Genomic DNA, 20968 nt, shown 5'->3' with positions numbered 1-20968 from the left:
AGACGTAATCGTCTCTCCGGGCCCGCCGGAATGAGGAAGCCGGATGACACCCCCGGTGGGGGCCCGCCCGCCTCAGAGGGCAGCGTGCGCCGGCTCCTGAACCCTCAGCGTCTGGTAGAGGTCGCTGATCCTTCCCGCCAGACTCTTCCAATCACGGTTCTCGACCACCCAGCGGCGTGCCTGATCACCCAGACGGCCCACCAGCTCAGGGTTGTCCAGAAGGCGCTCCAGCTCGGCGCGGAGAGCCTCGGCGTCACCCTTCTCGTGGAGGAGGCCGTTCAGCCCCGGCGTCACGATCTCGGCCAGCGCCGCCACGTTGGAGGCGACTACGGCCTTGCCCATCGCCATCGCCTCGAAGGGCTTGAGCGGGGAGACCATCTCGCACACCGGGAGGGCCAGCCGGGGGAACGGTGTGATGTCGATGAGGGAGTAGTAGCGCTCGACATCCTCGTGAGGGACACGGCCGGTGAAGGTGACGAAATTGTCCAGCGCGTTGTCGCGGACGAAGTCCTGGAACCGCTGGAGTTCGGTGCCGTCGCCCACGATGAGCACGTGGAAGTCGTTCCGAAGATTGCTCATCACGGCGGTGGCCTCGAGCATCAGGTCGATGCCCTCATAGTCCAAGACGGATCCGACGTAGCCGATGACCTTCTTGCCCTGCACACCGAGTTCGGTGGCCAGCGCCTCATCGCGAGGGATGGGGTTGAACCGGCCGGTGTCGACTCCGTTGGGAACCACCATAATCTTGCTTGCATCGACGCCGCGGTCGATCATCTCATCCCGCAACGCGTTGGTGATGGTGATGACGGCCGTGGCGCCGTCGGCGGCGTCGGCCTCCATGCGCGCCATGTACCTGAACATATCGCTTCGTGCCCATTCGGGGTCCCGGGACCCCCGGGTGACCTCCCACAGACCGCGTACCTCGTACACGGAGGGCAGGCCGAGCCGGCGGGCCGTCTGGACTGCGGTCAAACCGTTCCAGTGGTTGGAGGCCCCGTGGATGATGCTAGGACGTTCTGTCCGTGCGAGACCTTCCAATGCCTTGGAGTAGCGCTGCGTGTAGTGGTAGAGGGGGTTTTTCTTCTCGATCTCTCGACCGTGAAGCAGACGGATGTAGTCGACGCCGTCGACGACGTCGTGCGGAGCCACGTCTGGCAGGTCGGCCTTGCCCGGCATGTCGTAGGGGTAACCCAGGCGGGTGACGCCGTCGACATCCCAACCGCTGCGGTTCAGCTGGTGGAGCAGCCCGTGGGTGCGGGTGGCGTAGCCTGCCGAGTGGTGCGGCAGCGAGTTGTGCAAGAGGTAGAAGACCTTCTTGTCCACAGGCTGGTACGCGGCGCTCGAGGCAGCCGGCGGCAGCGGGAAGCCCTCCTGGCCCAGGCGGTAGTTGGAGAATGCCCCGCCGGGGAGCTTCTCCAGCTGCTGTTTGGCCCAGCGATCCTGGGGCTTTCGGCGCAGATAGGCGCGGAGGAGGGTCTCGACCATCTTGGGCTTGTTCTGCCGCTGGGCGCGTCGAATGGCACGCCGTGTCGAGTCTTCGGGGATGGACTCGTCGGCGCAAACGTGGAGCGTCTGTTCCAGGAGGGTGCCATTGCCCCGGGCCATGGATACCGTGAGCAGCACTCGGTTTCGGTCGGTGTCCTTGAGCTCGTCCAGGATGGCATCGGCCTCGGCGGAGTCCCGTTGCCGGTCGGCGAAGATGGCGTTGACCGCCACCACGGCCCGCACAATGAGGTCGGGGGACCTCCCTAGGACCTCCAGCGCGGCGACGCGCCGATACGGGATCAGGTAGTCCAGGGCGGCTCGATGCGCACCGGGCGTCAGGACCACCGACTCCTCGAGGCGCTTGAGAGCCCAGGCCAGGCGCCCAGAGGGTGCACCGATCTTCTCGAGGACCGTGAGGTACAGCTCCAAGGCGGGGACGTTAGCCCCGTCCCGCTCGAGGGCCAGCGCCAGGATCTCCTCGGCGGCGCGGGCCTCCGACTGGGCGATAAGAAAACGGCCATAGGCGACAAGCGAGCGTCCGTCGAGGCCGCTTCGAAGCGCCAGCTCACGATGGGCGATGCGTGCCTTCTCCACGGACAGACCCGAGATGCTCTTCAGTTCCTGGGCGATGTCGAGGCGGGATTCGGTCGTCATATGTTCCTTAAGATTCCTTTCGCCCGGCTCAGCGCCAGATGCCCTTGGTGTCGACGACGGTCTTGCCCTCCAGCGCGGCGGCCGGGAGCGCCTTGAACTCCTGGTGGTCGACCAGGAGCAGTACGACGTCGGCCCGCTCGATCGCGTCCGCGTACTCGGCCAGCGAGAGGTTCTCGGCGCCGTCGAGCGCGGTGGGGAGCGTCTCGACGTTCGGCTCCGCGGCCAGCACGGTGGCGTGGGGCAGGTCCGAGGCCAGCTTCTTGGTGATGTTCAGGGCGGGGGACTCGCGCAGGTCGTCGATGTCCGCCTTGAAGGCCAGGCCCAGGGTGGCGACGGTCGGCTTCGAGATGCCGCGCAGGGCCTTCTCGACCTTGCTGATGACCCACTCGGGCTTGCCGTCGTTGACCTCGCGGGCCGTGCGGATCAGGCGGGAGTTCTCGGGGTCGGCCGAGACGATGAACCACGGGTCCACCGCGATGCAGTGGCCGCCCACGCCCGGGCCGGGCTGCAGGATGTTCACGCGCGGGTGGTGGTTGGCCAGCTCGATGAGCTCCCAGACGTTGACGCCCAGGCGGTCGGCGATCAGCGAGAGCTCGTTGGCGAAGGCGATGTTGACGTCGCGGAAGGAGTTCTCGGTCAGCTTGGCCATCTCGGCGGTCACCGCGTTGGTGGGCAGCAGCTCGCCCTCGCAGAAGCTCGCGTAGATCTCGGTCGCGCGGCGCGTGGCCTCGGGGGTCTCGCCGCCGATGATGCGATCGTTGGTGATGAGCTCCTCCATGGCCTTGCCGGGGAGGATGCGCTCGGGGCAGTGCGCGAAGTGCAGGACCGGCTTGTCCTCGGGGTTCTCGGCGCCGTCGGCCACCAGGTCGGGGCGCAGGGAGAGGATCCTCTCGGCCATCTTGGCGGTCGCCAGCGGCGGGGAGGTGGACTCGAGGATGATGAGCTCGTCGCCCAGCAGCTGCGGCGCGAGGGACTCGGCGGCGGCCATGACGTAGGAGAGGTCGCCCTCGTAGTTGTCCTTGAAGGGGGTGGGGACGGCCAGGATGTAGGCGTCCGCGTGCGGCATCTCGGTGGTGGCGGTGAGGTTGCCGGACTCGACGGCGAGCTGGAGCGCCTCCTCGAGGCCGGGCTCGACGATGGTCACCTCGCCGCGGTTGATCCGCTCGACGTTGGCGGCATTGATGTCCACGCCGGTCACCTTGACCCCGTGGTTGGCCATGACGACGGCGGTGGGCAGGCCGATGTAGCCCAGCCCGACGAAGCACACTGACTGAGAGGTCATAAGAAGGGAGTCCTCAAGCGGTTGGAGTGACGCGGTCCGCGAACGCAGGCGGGACACGCTCGTCACAGGCAGGTAATTGATGCGAGATTAAACCGTGACGGACTATAGCGTATACCCGCTGGTCACGCCGATCTACGCGATGACGTGAGCCATGTTGAGGCCGTAATATTTCACGTCCCCCGTAGCCAGGATCTCCCGATCCTCCACCGCCCACGCGTGCCCCCCGCCGGCGGCGTGCCGCATCTGGCAGAAGTTGAACCGGTCGGCCGAATATATGCGCCCGCCGGCATCCAGCACGCTGGCTAGGAAGTTCGAGTCCTCCCCGCGGGACACCTCGGCGAAGGGCGTGTCGCGGAAGGCCGCGGCCGTCCCCGTGATCGTCGGCCCCATGACGAAGTCGGTCCACCGGTGCTCCCGCTCGGCGAAGCGCAACAAAGTAGCGTCCGTCTCCTTCAGGTACATGTAGTGCGCCTGCTTGCCCACGACGTCGGCCCCGGAGAACCGCATGGCCCGGAGCAGGTCTGCGAGGTACTGCGGGCCGTAGAGGTCGTCGTCGTCGACCTTGGTCAGGACCTCGCCGCCCGCCGCGGCCACCAGGCGGTTCAGGCACGCGCCCAGGGGCACCTCGGCCTCGGCGCGCAGCAGGCGGACGTCGGCCAGCCCGGCCTCGCGGGCCAGGCGCGCCACGTGCCCCTCTTCCGGCGTGAAGCCGTGGGTCAGCAGGACCAGCTCGGTCTCCACGTCCTGGAACGCCCCGACCGTGCGGATCACGTGCTCCAGCTGGTGCGGCCGGTTGGTGGAGACCAGCGCGCTCACGCTGGGCAGCCGCAGCCGCTCGGCGAAGGGGACGCCGCCGGCGTCGTGCTCCAGGCCCGCCGCGCGCAGCACGTCCACCGCGCGGTGCGAGTAGGTGTGGTGGCGCCAGATGGTCCGCTGGGCCAGGTGGACCGTGCGGTCGTTGAGCTCGGGGGAGCGGACCAGGGCGCGCAGGACGTCGCGGGCCTGCTCGGGCGTGTCCACCACCGGGACCTGGTTCTCGGTGAAGAAGCGCGGGATCGCCTCGGAGCGGGTGGTGACCACCGGGGTCCCGGAGGCGGTGATCTCGAAGACGCGGCGGGCGCACATCGAGGGCGACTCGGTCACCGAGTTCACGTTGAGGAACGCCTTGTAGCCCTTGTAGGCCGTGAGCATCTTGGCGTACGGCAGGCCGCCGACGACGCGGCGGTCGTAGGGCTCGGGGAACTGGTACCGCTCGTCGTCGCCCAGGAAGCGGGAGAAGATCTCCAGGCCCGTGGGCATCCGGCGGGAGGCCTCCTCGGCCGCGCCGAGCAGCAGGTGCATCTGCTCGCGGCGCTCCGGGAACTTGTGGGCGAAGTACATGCCGGCGAAGGCGACGTCGCGCTCGTGGAAGCCCCACTGCGGCCGGATGGGGTTGTGCATCGCGTCCTGCGCGGCGAAGGGGAGGGGCGCCACGCGGTCGTGGCCCAGGGCCTCGCGGTAGGTCTCGAGCAGGCGCGAGTCGGAGGTGAAGACGGCGTCGAAGAGGCGGGCCGTGTCCAGGAAGTCCTCGAAGTGGGGCGGGTCCTCCTTGTTCCAGAAGACCGCGGGGATCCCGAGCTCGCGGCAGCGGGCCACCAGGGCGCGCAGCTCCTCGGAGGGCGCCTTGGAGCCGGTGAGCTGGTACTGCCACGCCTTGCCGCTGCCGGCCCACGCGGACTCGACCAGCAGCAGGTCGACCTCGTGCCGCTCCAGGTCCCGGCGCCAGCCCTCCGGGGTCATCGCGACCGTGGTGAACTCGTAGCCCCAGGCCAGCTCGGAGAAGTCGTCCAGGATGGTGGCCACGGTGAGGTCGGCGAAGCGCCGGGGGCGGTCGGTCGGCTCGGCGGGGAGGAAGTCCAGCGTGTAGCCCGCCGGGGCGCCGCCGGGGGAGATGCCCGCCCGGGCGCCGAAGGGGCGGGACTGGCGGGAGGTGGGCGTGGCGGTGGTGACCGGGGCTCCCGGGGCGGCGGCCACGGCGCCCGGGGCCACCGCGGAGGGCCCCGGGCCGACGTCGAGCCCCAGCTTCACGCGGCGCAGGTGCTTCCTCGCCTGCTGCAGGCCCCCGTGGCGCAGGTGCCACAGGGTCCGGCGGAGGGAGAGGACGGTGCCGACTCGGGGTGAACGCATGGGGCCTTCCGGGTGAGAAGATGGGGCGGGGACCAGTCTATATAGACTGGTCCGCTATGAAGACCGACGGGAGTATGGTTCTGGGACCTGAAGCAACGGGCGCGCCGCGGCGCGTGTTCATCTACGGCTCGTGCGTGTCCCGGGACGCCTACGAGGTGCTGCCCGGCCGGGACGAGCGCCACGAGCTGACGGCCTACGTCGCGCGCCAGTCGCTGCTCTCGGCCGGCCACGACGCCACCGGCCTGCTGCCCGAGGACTTCCGCATGGAGCACGCCTTCCAGGAGCGCATGGTCCGCAGCGACTGGGCGGGCGACGTCATGGAGCAGCTCGACGACGCCGGCCCGCTCGACCTGCTCGTGTGGGACCTCGTGGACGAGCGGCACGGCGCCTACTGGTTCCTCGAGGGCGGCGTGGTCACCCGCTCCGTGGACATCATGGGCACGGGCCTGATGGAGCTGCTGCCCGAGGACCAGCTCATCGGGTTCGGCTCCGGGGACCACCTCGCGGCCTGGAGCGACGCCGCCGCGGAGTTCGCCGAGCGGCTGCGGGCCGCGGGCCTGTTCGAGCGGACCGTGGTCCTGGAGGTGCCCTGGGCCGAGGCCGCGCTGGGCGGGGAGCCCGTGCCGCCGAGCATGGGGCTGACCTCCGCCGAGGCCAACCGGCTCTACCGGCCGTACTACGCGCGGCTGCGCGAGCTGGGCTTCGACGTCCTGAGCGTGGAGGGCCCCGTCCACGCGGACCCCGAGCACAAGTGGGGGCTCGCGCCCTTCCACTACGCGCCGGAGGTCTACGAGCGGATCGACGCCGGGATCGCGGCGCGGCTGGGGCTGCCCGCCGGCGGCTGACCGGCCCCCTCCTCCGCCGGAAGGCCCGCGGTCCGGCGGCCCACGGAAGCGTAGGCGAAGCCGGCCGCGGCCACGCGCGCCGGGTCGTAGAGGTTGCGGCCGTCCACGATCAGCCGGCCGGCCATGCGCTCGGCGAGGCCCTCGGCGTCGAACGCGCGGAACTCCTCCCACTCGGTGCAGATGGCGAGGGCGTCGGCGCCCCGTGCCGCGTCGAGCGCCGAGTCGGTGAACTCCACGCGCGCCGCCTCCTCGCCCAGGGCGGCGGCGAAGGTGCCCGCAGCCACCGGGTCGTAGGCCCGCACCGTGCAGCCCGCCGCGAGCAGCCCGCGGACCAGGTGCAGGGCCGGGGCCTCGCGGACGTCGTCGGTCCGGGGCTTGAAGGCCAGGCCCCAGACCGCCACGGTCCGGCCCGCCAGGCCGGGGAGCAGCTCGTCCAGGCGGCGCAGCAGCGTGCCCTTCTGGTGGGCGTTGACGGCCTCGACGGCGTCGAGGATCCGCGGCTCGCAGCCGGCCTGCCGGGCCGTGTGGGCCAGGGCCGCGACGTCCTTGGGGAAGCACGAGCCGCCGTAGCCGGCGCCGGCGTAGAGGAACTGGTAGCCGATCCGCGGGTCGGAGCCGATGCCCTGGCGCACCCGCTCGATGTCCGCGCCGGCCGCCTCGGAGATCGCGGCGATCTCGTTCATGAAGCTGATCTTGGCGGCCAGCATCGCGTTGGCGGCGTACTTGGTCAGCTCCGCCGAGGGGATGTCCATCGCGATGATCTTCTCGCGCTGGCGGTTGAAGGGCTCGTAGACCAGGCGCAGCAGCTCCTCGTCCTCGGCCGCCTCGGTGCCGACGACGATCCGGTCGCCGTGCTTGAAGTCCGCGATCGCCGCGCCCTCCTTGAGGAACTCCGGATTGGAGGCGACCCCGACCCGGTGGCCGGCCCCGCGCGCCGCCAGCCCCTCCTCGATCAGCGCCCGCACGCGCGCGGCCGTGCCCACCGGCACGGTCGACTTGTTGACCACCAGCAGGTCCCGCCGGGCGAGCTCGCCGATCCGGCGGGCGACGTCGTCCACGTAGCTCAGGTCCGCGGAGCCGTCGGGCGCCTGCGGAGTGCCGACCGCGACGAAGGCCACGCGCGCGTCCTCGAGCGCCTCCGCGGGGTCGTCGGTGAACTCCAGCCGGCCCTGCGCGAGGTTGCCGCGCAGCAGCTCCTCGAGGCCGGGCTCCCAGATCGGCGACTCGCCGGCGCGGAGCCGGGCGACGCGCTCGGAGTCGACGTCGACGCAGGTGACGTGGTGGCCGCCGTCGGCCAGGCAGGCCCCGGTGACCAGGCCGACGTAGCCGGAGCCGAAGATGGCGATGCGCATGGGGCGACCTCTGAATCTGCTGGGGGTGGCGGCGGGCCGGAGGGTGCGCCGTGGTGCGGGCGGGGCCCGGGACGGGCGGGCTCCCCGGGGCGGGTGCGGCCTCGCGGGGGAGGGGCCCGACGCCGTGCGGTGGGCGGCCCGCCCGGCGGGAGGGACGTTCGCCAGCCTAGTGGAGGATCAGGTTCCCGGCGATGAAGAGCATGAGCACGGCGATCCCGGCGTCCAGCAGCCGCCACGTGAGCGGGCGGGCGAAGAGCGGCCGCAGCAGCCGGGCGCCGTACCCGAGGGCCACGAACCACACCGCGGAGCCGAGGCAGGAGCCGACGAAGAACCACCAGCGGCCGTCCTCCCCGTGCTGGTTGGCCACCGAGCCGACGAGCACCACGGTGTCGAGGTAGGTGTGCGGGTTCAGGAAGGTGATGGCGGCGCAGGTCAGCAGGGCGGCGGTCAGCTCGCGGCGGCGGGGGCCGCGGCGGGGGCCCGGGCCGGCGCCCCCGGGGGTCGCCTCGCCGGCGGGCACGGGTGCTGCGCCCGCCGACGCCGCGGGCGCCTCGACGCGGTCCAGGACGCCGGTGGCCGTTCCGCGCCCGCCATCCGCGCTCGCTCCGCGCGCACCGTCGGCGGTCGTTCCGCGCGTGCCGCCCGCCGGCGCATCCGCCACTGCGCCGCCGACGCCGTCCGCCACGGCCCCGGCGCCCCGGCCCGCCGCCTCGCGCGGCACCACCAGCGCCTCCCCGGAGGGCCGGATCGCCCGCCGCGCGGCCATCGCGCCGTACCCGAGCAGGAAGGCGACGCCGCCCCACTTCAGCACCGTCAGCACCCACGGGGTCCGCTCCACCAGGAACCCCATCCCGGAGACGCCCACGGCGTAGAGCAGCACGTCGGCCAGCGCGCAGAAGACGATGACGGGCAGGATGGTGCGGCCCATGATGCCCTGCTTGAGGATGAAGGCGTTCTGCGCACCGATGGCGACGATGAGGGCGAGCGTGGTGCCCGCGCCCATGAGGATGAGGGGGAGTTCAGCGACCATGCCCCCTACGCTAGGGAGCCCGCTCGGATCAGTACAGCTAAGCTTTTTTAGGAGACCTGAGGAGATCTTATGATGGGGGGTCATGAAGAGGTTCACCACCGAGCAGCTGCACACGTTCGCCACCGTCGTCGAGGAGCAGACCTTCGAGGAGGCCGCGCTGGTCCTGCGGGTCACGGCGTCGGCGATCTCCCAACGCATCAAGGCCATGGAGCAGGCCAGCGGGCAGGTCCTGCTCCGGCGCAGCAACCCCGTGGAGCCCACCGACGCCGGCCGCACGGTGCTGCGCCTGGCCCAGCAGATCGAGCAGCTCACCCTCGAGGCCCAGCGCGAGCTCACCGGCGAGCCCGGCGATCGCCGCCTCGCGGTCGCGGCGAACTCCGACTCCCTCGCGACCTGGTTCCTCGACGCCGTCGCCGCCGTGCCCCGCGCCGAGCGCATCTTCTGCGAGGTCCGCCGCGAGGACGAGATGCACTCCTCGGCCCTGCTGCGCTCCGGCGCGGTGATGGCCGCGCTGACCGCCGACCCGCAGCCGGTGCAGGGCTGCTCGGTGGAGCGGCTGGGGACCATGCGCTACTGGATCGCGGCCTCGGCCGAGTTCGTGGACGCGTATTTCCCCGGATTCGCGACGCCGCCCGCCCCGCCCCGCGGCGGGATCACCGAGGAGCAGCTCGCCGCGGCCCCCTCGGTGCGCTTCGACCGCAAGGACATCGGCCTGGACGCGATGGCGGAGCTGCTCGCCGCGGAGCACGGACTGCGCCCCCAGCACCACGCGCCCCGCGTGTTCATCCCCTCCTCCACGGAGTACCACCGCGCGGTCGAGCTCGGCCTGGGGTGGGGCGGGATCCCCGAGCAGCAGTGCGCGGGCGAGCTGGAGTCGGGGCGGCTGGTCCGCCTGGTCGAGCGGCCCATCGACGTCGCCATCTTCTGGCAACGCTGGACCATCGCCTCGCCCGCGCTGGAGAGCCTCACCGACGCCGTCCGGGCCACCGCGGCACGGGCACTGCGGGGATGACCCCGGTTTCCCGCCCCGGAGCTGGCAGAATCGGCCCATGAGCTCCTCATCACCGCAGCCGGCCCACGTCATCGTCATGGGGGTGTCCGGCACCGGCAAGAGCTCGGTGGCCGAGGCGCTCGCCCGCGAGCTGGGCACCCGATTCGTGGAGGGCGACGCCCTGCACCCCGAGGCCAACGTCCGGAAGATGGCGGCGGGCACGCCGCTCACCGACGCGGACCGCTGGCCGTGGCTCGACCTCATCGTGGCCGCCATGCGCCGGGAGGCGCAAGAGGGCAACGCCCTGGTGGTCACCTGCTCCGCGCTCAAGCGCTCCTACCGGGACGTGCTGGCGGACAGCGGCGCCGTGACCGTCTTCGTCCACCTCTCGGGGTCGCGGGAGCTGATCTCCTCGCGGCTCGGCGGCCGGGAGGGGCACTTCTTCCCGCAGGCCCTGCTGGACTCGCAGCTGGACACGCTCGAGCCGCTGGGGCCGGACGAGAACGGGTTCGCCGTCGACGTCGCCGCGCCCCTCGACGAGGAGCTGCGGGAGATCATGCGGCGGCTTCCGGACCACGTCGGCGCCCGCCCCGATGCGGGCCCGGACGCCGCCCGCCCTCACCGCGAGGCTGCCGCCCGCTCCGAGGCCGCCGCCCGCCCGGAGGGCGCCGCCGACCGCGCCGCCGACCGTTAGGAGCCCCGCATGGAGATCGACGGCTGGACCCCCACCCTCGGAGCGGTGCCGCTGCTCCTGATCGCCGCCGCGGCCATCGCGCTGCTGCTGGTGCTGATCATGAAGCTCAAGCTGCACGCCTTCCCCGCGCTGATCCTCGTCAGCCTCCTCACCGCGGTCGCGACGATCCCCCTGGGGTCAATCGTGGACGTGATGCTGGACGGCTTCGGCGGGACCCTCGCCGACGTCGCGCTGCTGGTCGGCCTGGGGGCCATGCTCGGCGCCCTGCTGGAGGTCTCCGGGGGAGCGCGGGCGCTCGCGCACCAGCTGATCTCCGTCTTCGGGGAGCGGCGCGCGCCGCTCGCGCTGGGCGTGGCCTCGCTGCTGTTCGGCTTCCCCATCTTCTTCGACGCCGGCCTGGTGGTCATGCTGCCGGTGGTCTTCTCCGTGGCCCGCTGGGTCGGCGGCTCGATGCTCCTGTACGGGATCCCCGCCGTCGGCGCGTTCTCCGTGATGCACGTTTTCGTCCCGCCGCACCCGGGTCCCGTCACGGCCGCGTCGTTCTTCGGCGCCAGCGTCGGCATGGTGCTGCTGGTGGGCCTGGTCGTCGTGATCCCCACCTGGCTGGTCGCGGTGTACGCCTTCAGCAAGTACATCGGCCGCCGCATCAAGCTGCCCGTGCCCACGATCTTCAGCGACCAGGAGGCCGAGGACCACGCGGACCCGCCGCACTGGGGCACCGTGGTGGGCATCCTGCTGCTGCCCATGCTCCTGATCTTCGCCAACACCGGCCTGACCACCCTGGAGAGCGCCGGCACGCTCGGCGGGGACGTCTCGGACCAGGCGTGGTTCCAGGGGCTGGTGCTGCTGGGGCAGACGCCCGTGGCGCTGCTGCTCACGCTGCTGGTCGCGGCGCTGGTGCTCGGCCGCGCCCGGGGGCGGGACAAGAGCGCGGTGCAGTCGACGCTGGAGGGTGCGCTGCCGGCCGTCTGCTCGGTCATCCTGATCACCGGCGCCGGCGGCATGTTCGGCGGGGTGCTGCGGACCTCCGGCATCGGCGACGCCCTGACGGACTCGCTCGAGGGCCTCGGCATCCCGCTGATCTTCGCCGGATTCCTGATCGCGGGCATCCTCCGGGTCGCACAGGGCTCCGCCACGGTCGCGCTGACGACGGCGGCCGGGCTGATCTCCGCGGGCGTCCAGGCCGGCGGGTACAACGAGGTCCAGGTCGCCGCGATGGTCGTCGCGGTGGCCGCCGGATCGGTGATCCTCTCCCACTTCAACGACTCCGGCTTCTGGCTGGTGGGCCGCTTCTTCCAGATGGACGAGAAGACGACGCTGAAGACCTGGACCGTGATGGAGACCCTGATCGGCGTGGTCGGCTTCGCGGTCGCGGTCGCCATCTTCTACGCCGCGGCCGCTTTCGGCTGAGCCGGCCCGGTTCGCCCCGCCCCGCTCAGGGGCCGTCGATCATCCCCAGGGCGGCGTCGACGCTGAGCAGCGCCTGATCCAGGTCCACGCGGGTGAGGGTCAGGGCGGCGCTCGCCGAGGAGGCGAGCAGCACGGCGCGGCGCCCGGCGTCGGCGTCGTCCAGGTGCGGCCAGCGCGCCGCGACCCCCGCCCGGAGGGACCGGCAGAGCCGGCGGTGGTAGGCGGCGACGAGGTCCCGGACCGCGCCCTCGCGCACGATCGCCGAGCCCGCCGAGTTCAGCAGCAGGCAGCCGTCCCGCCCGGCGCCCTCCCGGTGCTCCGCCACCGCCCTCCGCAGGGCGGTGAAGTAGTCGCGCAGCGCGCCCTCGCCCACGGCGTCGTGCTCGAAGCGGCGCAGCCCGGGGGCCACGACCTCGCGGAGGTAGTCGTGCAGGACCGCCTCGTAGAGCCCCTGCTTGGAGCCGAACACGTTGTAGAGGCTCGAGCGGTTCAGGCCCGTCCCGCGCTCCAGGTCGGGCAGGGAGGTGTCCGAGAAGCCGTTGCGCCAGAAGACGTCCCGGGCGCGCCGGACGGCCTCGTCGGTGTCGAAGCTCTGGGTGCGGGGCATGGCGGACCTCCCGGATCGTGTGGTGCCTCCTTCTAATTGTACCAATCGGTTCAGAATGGTGATAGATTCTGAATCGTTCAGTTCAAAATGGGAGCACACCATGATCATCGCCGGCCTCGTCCTCGGCCTCCTGGCCGCCGCGCTGCACGCGTACATCTTCGTCCTCGAGTCCTTCGCCTGGACGACGCCGCGGGCCCGCGCGATCTTCGGCACCACCGAGGAGGAGGCCCGGGCCACCCGCCAGCTGGCGTTCAACCAGGGCTTCTACAACCTGTTCCTGGGCCTGATCGCCGCGGCGGGCGCCGTCATGACGCTCGCGGGCGCGACGGCGGCCGGTGCGGCGCTGCTGGTCGCGGGCCTCGGGGCGATGCTCCTGGCGGCGTCGGTCCTGTTCGCGACCGCACCCGCCCAGCGCGCCGCCGCTGCCAAGCAGGGCGCGCTGCCGCTGCTCGCGCTGATCCTGCTCCTGCTGGGTGTGATCGGCTGATCAGTCGGCGACCGACCGATCCGTCCGCGGTCGGCCGAGCCGCCCGTGCTTGGCCGTTCCGCCCGCGATCGACCGATCCGCACCCTCCCGCTCCCTCGTCCCCTACCGAAAGGACCCTTCCGATGACCTCAGACGTCAGCACCCAGATCCACCTCGCCTCCCGCCCTCAGGGGTGGCCTGTCGAGGACGACTTCTCCCTGGTCCGCGTCGAGCTGCCCGCCCTCCGCGAGGGCGAGGTGCGCGTGCGCAACGAGTTCGTCTCCGTGGACCCGTACATGCGCGGCCGCATGTCGGACGCCCCGAGCTACATCCCGCCCTTCGAGGTCGGGGAGGCCATGACCGGCGGGGCCGTGGGGCGGGTTGTCGCCTCGGAGGACCCCCGGCTCCCGGCGGGCACCCTCGTGCTGCACGACCAGGGGTGGCGCGACCTGGCGCAGGGGCCGGGCGAAGCATTCCGCCCGGTCCCCGAGGTCGAGGGCGTCCCGGTCTCGCTGCACCTGGGTATGCTGGGCCTGACCGGCATGACGGCCTACGTCGGCCTCACGCAGGTGGCGCGCCTGCGCGAGGGGGACTCGGTGTTCGTCTCCGGCGCCGCGGGCGCGGTGGGCACCGCCGTCGGGCAGATCGCGCGCCTGCTGGGCGCCTCGCGGGTCATCGGCTCCGCGGGCGGCCCGGAGAAGGCGGCGCTGCTGCGGGAGAGGTACGGGTACGACGTCGCACTGGACTACCGCGCCGCGCCCATCCGCGAACAGCTGGCCGAGGCCGCCGGGGAGGACGGCGTCGACGTCTACTTCGACAACGTGGGCGGGGACCACCTCGAGGCCGCGCTCGACGTGCTCAACCGCGGCGGCCGCGTGGCCGTGTGCGGGGCCATCAGCGGGTACAACGCCGGCGCCCGGGCCGCGGGACCGGACAACCTGACCAACGTCATCAAGAACTCGCTCATGCTCCAGGGGTTCACGCTGGGCGAGTACGCCGGGTTCGCGCGGGAGTTCCAGGAGCGCATGGGCGCGTGGCTCGCCGCGGGGGAGATCGCCTACGACGAGACGGTCGTGGAGGGGGTCGAGAACGCGGTCGCGGCGTTCCTCGGCATGATGCGCGGGGAGAACGTCGGGAAGATGGTCGTCAGGATCTGAGGCCTCCCGCGCGGGCGTGGCGGTGCGGGGCGCCGGCCGCGCGGGGCGTTCCCCGCGCCCACGTGGGGGACGTCATGTCGGGAAGGCCGCGTTCCGGGTAGAATCGGGGGTCGAATCAGAAAAACCGGCCGCCGGGCCCCTCGACGCCCGCGGCTCTCTCGAAGGGTGAACGTTTGGCACAGTTTCCGAAGCGCTCCAGGAACCAGATCACCTTGGCCTTCCTGGTCACTCTGATCCTCGGCACCGTGGTGACGGTGTGGTTCACCGTGCAGTCGGGCACGCCGCACATGGCCGCGGTCATGGGCATCCTCGCCGTCTTCGTGGTGATCGTGGTCGCCTCCACCGTGTGGCTGGCCAAGGAGAAGCCGCGGCACGCCGTCGCGGAGACGGCCGAGCACTAGCCTCCACCCCGGACCCCGGACCCCGGACCCCGGACCCCGGACCCCGGACCCCGGACCCCGGACCCCGGACCCCGGACCCCGACGCCGCCCGCCCCGCTCGCACCGAGCGGGGCGGGCGGCGTCGTTCGGTGGGTGTAGTGAGTGCGGGGTATCGCGCGAGAGGCCGGTGGGGGCCGCGGTGCCGCTCGAGTGGCCGGAGACGCAGGAAGCCCCCGCCGCACGGCGGGGGCTTCCCAGCATCACACACACAGGAAACTTATCAGCAACCAGTAAGGTGAGCCTATCCTTAACAGGTTCTCGCTGGCAAGCCCCTTCTCACGTCCGTCACACGGCGTCATCCCGGAGTGCGTTCGCGGCGCGCGGGGTCGGCCCGAGCGCGACGCCGCCCGCCCTGCTCAGTCCGAGCGGGGCGGGCGGCGTCGTCATCGTGCGCCGATGCAGCGGTGGGGGGTCGATGGGTCAGTGGGTCACGCGGCGGCTCCGGCGCTCCTTGACCGCGTAGATGGCGCCGGTGCTGACGTCCTCCTCGAGGGCCTCCAGCGTCCGCCCGCGGGTCTCCGGGACCTGGGTGATCACGAAGATCAGGGCCAGGACCCCGACGCCGGCGAAGAGGAAGAACGTCCCCGTGATCCCGACGCCGGCGACCAGCGACGGGAAGTACAGCGAGAGGAACCCGTTGGTCACCCAGAGCATGAAGATCGAGACGCCGGTGCCGATCCCGCGCATGTGCAGCGGGAACACCTCGGAGAGGTAGACCCAGACCGCCACGTTCAGGAAGGTCTGCATCGACCCGACGAAGGCGACCACCAGCGCGAGGATCACGTAGGGCCGGGCCGGGTTGCCGACCTCCAGCATCATCGAGGCCAGCCCGATGAGCAGGTGGCAGCTCGTGGTCAGCGTCAGGCCGATGGTGAAGGTCTTGCGCCGGTCGATCCGGTCCATCATCGTCAGGGCGATGAACCCACCGACGACGGCGATGATGCCCGGGGCGATGTTGGCGATCAGGGCCGCGTGCTCGTCGAACCCGGACTCCACCAGCACCGTCTGGCCGTAGTACATGATCGAGTTGATGCCCGTCAGCTGCTGGGCGATGCCCAGGCCGACGCCGACCAGCAGGATCCTGAACAGCCACTTGTTCGACAGCACCGCGCGCAGGCCGACCTGGCGCTCCGTCTGCTCCTCCTCGGCGACCTGCTCGACCTCGCCCAGCTCGGCGATGGCACGGTCCTCCGGGCGGACGGTCTTGAGCACCGCGAGGGCCTCCTCGTGCCGGCCCTTCTCCACGAGCCAGCGCGGGGACTCGGGCATCCGCAGCATGCCCACGAACAGGCAGATCGCGGGGATCGCGCAGATCGCGAACATCACGCGCCAGACGCCGGTGAACTCGCTGAAGACGTTGCCGATCACGGCGTTGATCACGAAGGCCGAGAGCTGGCCGATGACGATGGCGACCTCGTTGCGCCCCGCGATGGACCCGCGGATCTCGTAGGGGGCGAGCTCGGAGAGGAACACCGGGACCACGGTCGAGGCGCCGCCCACGGCCAGGCCCAGCAGGACGCGCCCGACCACGAGGACCTCGTAGTTGGGCGTGAAGACGACGAACAGGGTGCCGGCGAAGAACAGCACGGCGAGCATGATGATGGTCTTGCGGCGGCCCCAGCCGTCCGAGAGGCGCCCGCAGCACAGGGCGCCGATCGCCGCGGCGAACACCAGCGAGCTGGTGACGACGCCCTCGGTGAAGGGGGTCAGGCCAAGCTCGGCGGTCATGGGGCGCAGGGCGCCGTTGATGACGCCGGTGTCGTATCCGAAGAGCAGCCCGCCGAAGCAGGCGATGATGGAGATGAGCCCGAGGCGGTTGCGGTATCTGCCGGGGGTGAGCGGCGGCAGCCCGGCTGCCGATTCTCGAGGTGTTGACGTGGTGGCCACGGCATTGTCCTTTGTCCATGCGCAACGTTGCGCTGATGACTCGCGATGTGTCATTTGTCAGTTTGACGTGACAATCGAGGGGAGTGATGTGGATCACCCTAGACGGTCTCCGGCGGCTCGTCCAGAGTTTTCTCCCGAGAATTTATTATCCTCCTCGCGAGGGCGGCTCGTCACGCCCCTCTTTCCGGCTCCAGGCCCGCCTCGCGGCGGCCCGTGGGCGCGGCGTTTTGCCCCTCCCAGCGGCGCCCCATGGGCGGGGGCGGTTCACCCGCGGCATCCCGACGGCGGGGCGGTTCACCCCGCGGCATCCCGCCGGCGCGTCGGCGCGGCCCCGGTGCTCCGGCGGGCGATCAGGCCGGGCCTCAGCAGCGTGGTCTCGACCGGGCTCCCCTCGGCCCCACCCCGGATCATCCGCAGCAGCAGCTCGGCGGCCGCGCGCCCGACGTCGTCGTTGCGGGGGTCCACCGTGGTGAGGCGCAGGAGGGGCGAGGCCGCCAGGGGGGACGCGTCGTGGCCCATGACCGAGAGGTCCTCGGGCACCCGCAGGCCGAGCTCGCGGGCCGCGGCCAGGGCCCCCATCGCCATGACGTCGTTGGCGGCGAGGATCGCGGTCACTCCGGGGCGGTCCCGCAGCGCCCGCAGGGTCGCGGCGTAGCCGGCCTCCTCGGTGGTCGCGTCCTCGCCCTCCATGGTCAGGCGCACGTCCGGGCGCTCGGCGGCGGCGGCCTCCGCGGCCTCCCTGCGCGCCGTCGCGCTGCCGCCCGGGCCCGTCAGGTGCGCGACCTCGCGGTGCCCGAGCCCCCACAGGTGGTCCAGCGCCAGCCGGATGCCCGCGCCCTCGTCGGCCGCGACGACGGCGGCCCCCTCCGGCCGCTGCGCCCGCGTGCCCGCGACGACGACCGGCAGCCCCTCGGGCACGGCGCGGTGGTCGAGGGCCTCGGCCGCCATGATCAGGCCGTCGACGCGGAGGGAGACGGCGTCGTCGAGCGGGTCGGCGCCCAGGTGGCGGTTCATGGCGGCGTCCGTCAGCGTCAGCCGCAGCCCGTGCGGGACCAGGGCGCCGCGGATGCCCGCCAGGAGGGGCAGGTACCAGGGGTTGCGCAGGTCGTCGACGACGACGCCGACGGTGTCGCTGCGGGTGCCCGCCAGGAGGGAGGCTGCGCGGTTCGGCCGGTAGCCCAGCTGGTCCGCGGCGCGGAGCACCGCCTCGCGCCGGGCGGGGGAGACGCCGGGGTCCCCGCGCAGGGCCATCGAGACCAGCGACTTCGAGACGCCCGCCCGCTGGGCGACGTCGATGATGGTGGGCCGGCGCGTCGGCATGGTGACCTCCTTGACAGGACATATAGACATAAATCACACTGTGGAGACGAACGCAATTTGGAACGTTCCATCATCATCCCACCACTGCTCAAGGGAGAGTACCCATGGTCGAGACCCTCGGCGTCGCCGTCATCGGCGCCGGCATGGCCGGCAAGGCGCACATGGCGGCGTGGAAGGCCGCCCCCTCGGTGTTCAGCTCCGACGTCCCGGCCCTGCGCCTGGTCGCCGTCGCGGACCTCTACGAGCCGCTGGCGCGCGAGTGCGCGCGCCGCTTCGGCTTCGAGCGCCACTGCACCGACTGGCGCGAGATCCTGGAGGACGACGAGATCCAGGTGGTCAGCGTCGTCGTCGCCAACCGGCTGCACCGCGAGATCGTGGAGGCCCTCCTCGAGGCCGGCAAGCACGTCCTGTGCGAGAAGCCCCTCTCCGACTCCCTCGAGGACGCCGAGGCGATGGCCGAGGCCGCCCGCCACGCCGAGGAGCGCGGCGTCCTGGCCCGGATCGGCTTCACCTTCCTGCGCGCCCCCGGCGTCGCGACCCTCCGGGAGCTGATCGACGACGGCACGCTCGGCCGGGTCCGGCACATCTCCGGGCGCTACTGGACCGACTACGGCGCCTCGCCGCAGGCGCCCGTGTCCTGGCGCTACCGCGGCGGGCCGGGCTCCGGGGCGCTGGCCGACGTCGGCAGCCACCTGACCTATCTGCTCGAGTTCCTGGCCGGCCCGGTCCGGGAGGTCTCCGGCGGGCGGCTGACCACCGAGATCGCCGAGCGTCCGCTGCCGCTGGGCAACGTCGTCGGGCACCAGCACGTTGAGGTCTCCGCCGAGACCGCGCCGGTGGAGAACGACGACTACGCGACCTTCAACGCCCGCTTCGAGCACGGCGCCGGGTCCCTGGAGGTCTCCCGCGTCGCGACCGGCCACCCCAACGGGCTCGTGCTGGAGGTCTTCTGCGAGAACGGCTCGGCCCGGTGGGACCAGGAGCGCCCCTCGGAGATCGGCCTCGCGCTGCGCGGGGACGGCCCGCGGGTGGGCGGCTTCCGCCAGGTGATCCTCGGCCCCGCGCACCCCTACGTGGCCGGCGGCATGGCCATGGACGCACCCGGCGTCGGCTGGGGCCAGAACCAGATGTTCGAGTACCAGGCGCGCGCGTTCCTCGAGGAGATCGCCGGGGTCCCGCGGGATCAGGCCCTCCCGCGCTGCGCCGCCTTCGACGCCGGGCTGCACAACATGAGGATCCTCGCCGCGGCCGCCGACTCCGCCCTCGCCGGCGGCGCGACGGTCGCCCTCGACGACGCATCCGACGAACTCCCCCTGGAAGGAGCCACCCCGTGAAGCTGGGACTCTACAACGCCATCCTGCACGACCGCCCGCTGCCCGAGGCCCTGAGGGTCATCGCGGACCAGGGCCTGACCGGCCTCGAGCTGAACACCGGCGGGTTCCTGCCGCCGAGCCACGTGCCGAACATCGACGAGATCCTCGCCAGCGACGCCGCCCGCGACGACTTCCTCGCGCAGTTCGAGGGCACGGGGGTGAGCCTCGCCGGCCTCAACTGCAACGGCAACCCGCTGCACCCCGACCCCGCGATCGGCCCCCGGCACGCCGAGGACGTCCGCCGCTCGATCCGGCTGGCCGCGCGCCTCGGCCAGGACCGCGTGGTGACCATGTCCGGCCTTCCCGCCGGGGAGGAGGGCGGCACCCGCCCCAACTGGGTCGTCAACGCGTGGAACTCGGCCGCCCTGGACGTGCTGGAGCACCAGTGGCAGGTCGCGACGCCGTTCTGGCGGGAGATCGACGAGCTGGCCGGGGAGCACGGCGTCAAGGTCGCGCTGGAGCTGCACCCGCAGAACCTCGTCTTCAACCCGGCGGGCATCCGCGAGCTGGTGGAGCGCACGGGGGCCTCCCACGTCGGCGTCGAGCTCGACGCCTCCCACCTGTTCTGGCAGCAGATGGACCCGATCGCAGTGGCCCGCGACCTCGGCCCGCTGGTCTTCCACGCCGCCGCCAAGGACGTGCGGATCAACCCGCACGCGGCGATCAACGGGGTGCTGGACAACTCCTTCCGCAGGCTCGGGCCGGACGAGGAGCGCACCAACCTCGGGGGCGACGAGTGGGCCAACGAGTGGCCGAAGCCCTCCGCGTGGGACTTCGTGGCGATCGGCAAGGGGCACCCGGTCGAGTACTGGACCCGGTTCCTGGAGGCGCTGCGGGAGATCGACCCGCAGATGTGGGTCAACATCGAGCACGAGGACACCGAGCTGGGTCGCGAGGAGGGCATCGCGCTCGCCGCCGAGGCGCTGCGCGAGGCCGAGGCGGCGATGGGCGCGCCTACGCGGGCCGTCTGATGCCCGCGCTCGGCCGGGTCCGCGCCCGGCCGGGCCGCGCGGCGCCCAGGGTTCCGTACCATGGAGACCATGTCTGTCACCCAGCTGAGCAGCTCCGCCCAGAACTACCTCAAGACCATCTGGACCCTGTCCGAGTGGTCGGACGAGAAGGTCACGGCGTCGGGCATCGCCGCCGCGACCGGGCTGCGACTCTCCTCGGTCTCGGACGCGATCCGGCGGCTGACGGCCCAGGGCTTCCTGGAGCACGCCCCGTACGGCGCGGTCGCGCTCACCGAGGCCGGGCGGCTGCACGCCGTCGCCATGGTGCGCCGGCACCGGCTGCTGGAGACCTTCCTGGTCGAGGTGCTGGGCTACACGTGGGACCAGGTCCACGACGAGGCGGAGGTCCTGGAGCACTCGGTCTCGGACTTCATGATCGAGCGGATCGACGAGCGCCTGGGCCGCCCCGTCCGGGACCCCCACGGCGACCCCATCCCGTCCGCTGACGGCACGACGACGCTGCCCGCCGCGATCCCCCTGACCCAGGCGGGCGCGGACCAGCCCCTGAGCGTGGAGCGGATCTCCGACGCCGACCCCGAGCTGCTGCAGTTCTTCGCCGGCCACGGCGTCCGGGTGGGCACCCGCCTGCTCAAGCGGGCGCGGGACCCGTACCTGGGCGGGACCGAGGTCGAGATCGGGGAGGGCGGCCCCGCCCTGCCGCTGGGCCCCGAGGCCACCGACGCGCTCTACGTCTCACGACTGCAGGACTGACCCGGCCGGCCGCCGGTGTGCCGGCCGCCGCGGCGCGCCTACTGGCCGGCCACCGTCTCGGGCGTGCCGTCGCGCACCGCGCCAGGCC

Annotated in this window: 18 protein-coding genes; 10 read left to right on the top strand and 8 right to left on the bottom strand. The window is 72.1% G+C overall.

The window, feature by feature from the left end; translation table 11 throughout:
- Positions 1-72: 72 nt before the first annotated feature.
- The 3 genes from NBM05_RS09245 to NBM05_RS09235 form a co-directional block, all read right to left on the bottom strand.
- Entirely contained in the window at positions 73-2139 is a 2067-nt protein-coding gene (locus NBM05_RS09245; protein WP_254166736.1) for a glycosyltransferase, read from the bottom strand.
- A gap of 28 nt (positions 2140-2167) precedes the next feature.
- The gene (gene wecC / locus NBM05_RS09240) at positions 2168-3421 is read right to left on the bottom strand and encodes a UDP-N-acetyl-D-mannosamine dehydrogenase (protein WP_254166735.1); all 1254 of its coding nucleotides are present in this window, start codon (positions 3419-3421) and stop codon (positions 2168-2170) included.
- 132 nt (positions 3422-3553) lie between these two features.
- Positions 3554-5587, bottom strand: a complete 2034-nt coding sequence (locus tag NBM05_RS09235; RefSeq protein ID WP_254166734.1) for a glycosyltransferase family protein — start codon at positions 5585-5587, stop codon at positions 3554-3556.
- A gap of 74 nt (positions 5588-5661) precedes the next feature.
- Between NBM05_RS09235 and NBM05_RS09230 the strand changes: the two genes are divergently transcribed.
- On the top strand, positions 5662-6432 hold the full coding sequence (locus NBM05_RS09230; RefSeq protein WP_254166733.1) for a DUF6270 domain-containing protein: 771 nt from the start codon (positions 5662-5664) through the stop codon (positions 6430-6432).
- Here NBM05_RS09230 and NBM05_RS09225 read toward each other — a convergent pair.
- Positions 6375-7784: a UDP-glucose dehydrogenase family protein gene (locus NBM05_RS09225; RefSeq protein WP_254166732.1), complete on the bottom strand. Its 1410-nt coding sequence runs from the start codon at positions 7782-7784 to the stop codon at positions 6375-6377. The two genes, NBM05_RS09230 and NBM05_RS09225, sit on opposite strands and share 58 nt — an antisense overlap.
- Before the next feature lie 166 nt (positions 7785-7950).
- Positions 7951-8814, bottom strand: a complete 864-nt coding sequence (locus NBM05_RS09220; protein ID WP_254166731.1) for a LysE/ArgO family amino acid transporter — start codon at positions 8812-8814, stop codon at positions 7951-7953.
- An 82-nt stretch (positions 8815-8896) separates the two neighbouring features.
- On the opposite strand from NBM05_RS09220, the gene NBM05_RS09215 reads away from it, so the two are divergent.
- Genes NBM05_RS09215 through NBM05_RS09205 form a run of 3 tightly spaced genes read left to right on the top strand, consistent with a single transcriptional unit; the run spans position 8897 to position 11909 of the window.
- Positions 8897-9826, top strand: coding sequence for a LysR family transcriptional regulator ArgP (locus NBM05_RS09215; protein ID WP_254166729.1), 930 nt, complete (start codon positions 8897-8899; stop codon positions 9824-9826).
- Positions 9827-9863: 37 nt separating this feature from the next.
- Positions 9864-10499, top strand: coding sequence for a gluconokinase (locus tag NBM05_RS09210; RefSeq protein ID WP_254166727.1), 636 nt, complete (start codon positions 9864-9866; stop codon positions 10497-10499).
- Between the two features lie 9 nt (positions 10500-10508).
- Positions 10509-11909, top strand: coding sequence for a GntP family permease (locus tag NBM05_RS09205; protein ID WP_254166725.1), 1401 nt, complete (start codon positions 10509-10511; stop codon positions 11907-11909).
- Between the two features lie 25 nt (positions 11910-11934).
- Here NBM05_RS09205 and NBM05_RS09200 read toward each other — a convergent pair whose 3' ends face one another.
- Positions 11935-12516, bottom strand: a complete 582-nt coding sequence (locus tag NBM05_RS09200; RefSeq protein ID WP_254166724.1) for a TetR/AcrR family transcriptional regulator — start codon at positions 12514-12516, stop codon at positions 11935-11937.
- A gap of 55 nt (positions 12517-12571) precedes the next feature.
- Here NBM05_RS09200 and NBM05_RS09195 point away from each other — a divergent pair, with 55 nt between their 5' ends.
- The 3 genes from NBM05_RS09195 (at position 12572) to NBM05_RS09185 (ending at position 14540) form a co-directional block, all read left to right on the top strand.
- Positions 12572-13003: a DUF1304 domain-containing protein gene (locus NBM05_RS09195; RefSeq protein ID WP_309248148.1), complete on the top strand. Its 432-nt coding sequence runs from the start codon at positions 12572-12574 to the stop codon at positions 13001-13003.
- Positions 13004-13125: 122 nt separating this feature from the next.
- Positions 13126-14139: an NADP-dependent oxidoreductase gene (locus tag NBM05_RS09190; RefSeq protein WP_254166722.1), complete on the top strand. Its 1014-nt coding sequence runs from the start codon at positions 13126-13128 to the stop codon at positions 14137-14139.
- 173 nt (positions 14140-14312) lie between these two features.
- Complete coding sequence (locus tag NBM05_RS09185) at positions 14313-14540, top strand: hypothetical protein (RefSeq protein WP_254166720.1); 228 nt, start codon at positions 14313-14315, stop codon at positions 14538-14540.
- Positions 14541-14999: 459 nt separating this feature from the next.
- On the opposite strand, the gene NBM05_RS09180 is transcribed toward NBM05_RS09185, so the two are convergent.
- Positions 15000-16466 carry a sugar porter family MFS transporter gene (locus tag NBM05_RS09180; RefSeq protein WP_373689316.1) on the bottom strand — a complete coding sequence of 489 codons (1467 nt, stop codon included), beginning with the start codon at positions 16464-16466 and terminating at the stop codon, positions 15000-15002.
- Positions 16467-16760: 294 nt separating this feature from the next.
- The gene (locus tag NBM05_RS09175) at positions 16761-17786 is read right to left on the bottom strand and encodes a LacI family DNA-binding transcriptional regulator (protein WP_254166716.1); all 1026 of its coding nucleotides are present in this window, start codon (positions 17784-17786) and stop codon (positions 16761-16763) included.
- 104 nt (positions 17787-17890) lie between these two features.
- Between NBM05_RS09175 and NBM05_RS09170 the strand changes: the two genes are divergently transcribed.
- The 3 genes from NBM05_RS09170 (at position 17891) to NBM05_RS09160 (ending at position 20880) form a co-directional block, all read left to right on the top strand.
- Positions 17891-19120 (top strand): Gfo/Idh/MocA family protein, encoded by a 1230-nt coding sequence (locus NBM05_RS09170; protein ID WP_254166714.1) that lies wholly within the window; start codon positions 17891-17893, stop codon positions 19118-19120.
- Entirely contained in the window at positions 19117-20130 is a 1014-nt protein-coding gene (locus NBM05_RS09165; RefSeq protein WP_254166713.1) for a sugar phosphate isomerase/epimerase family protein, read from the top strand. Before NBM05_RS09170 ends, NBM05_RS09165 begins: the two co-directional genes overlap by 4 nt.
- 69 nt (positions 20131-20199) lie before the next feature.
- Positions 20200-20880: a metal-dependent transcriptional regulator gene (locus tag NBM05_RS09160; RefSeq protein ID WP_254166711.1), complete on the top strand. Its 681-nt coding sequence runs from the start codon at positions 20200-20202 to the stop codon at positions 20878-20880.
- The last annotated feature ends 88 nt before the right edge of the window (positions 20881-20968 follow it).

The sequence above is a fragment of the Rothia santali genome (assembly GCF_024199905.1).
Taxonomy (GTDB): Bacteria; Actinomycetota; Actinomycetes; order Actinomycetales; family Micrococcaceae; genus Rothia; species Rothia santali.
The sequence above is the reverse complement of the archived record's forward strand: the minus strand, read 5'-3'. Positions and strand labels throughout refer to the sequence as shown.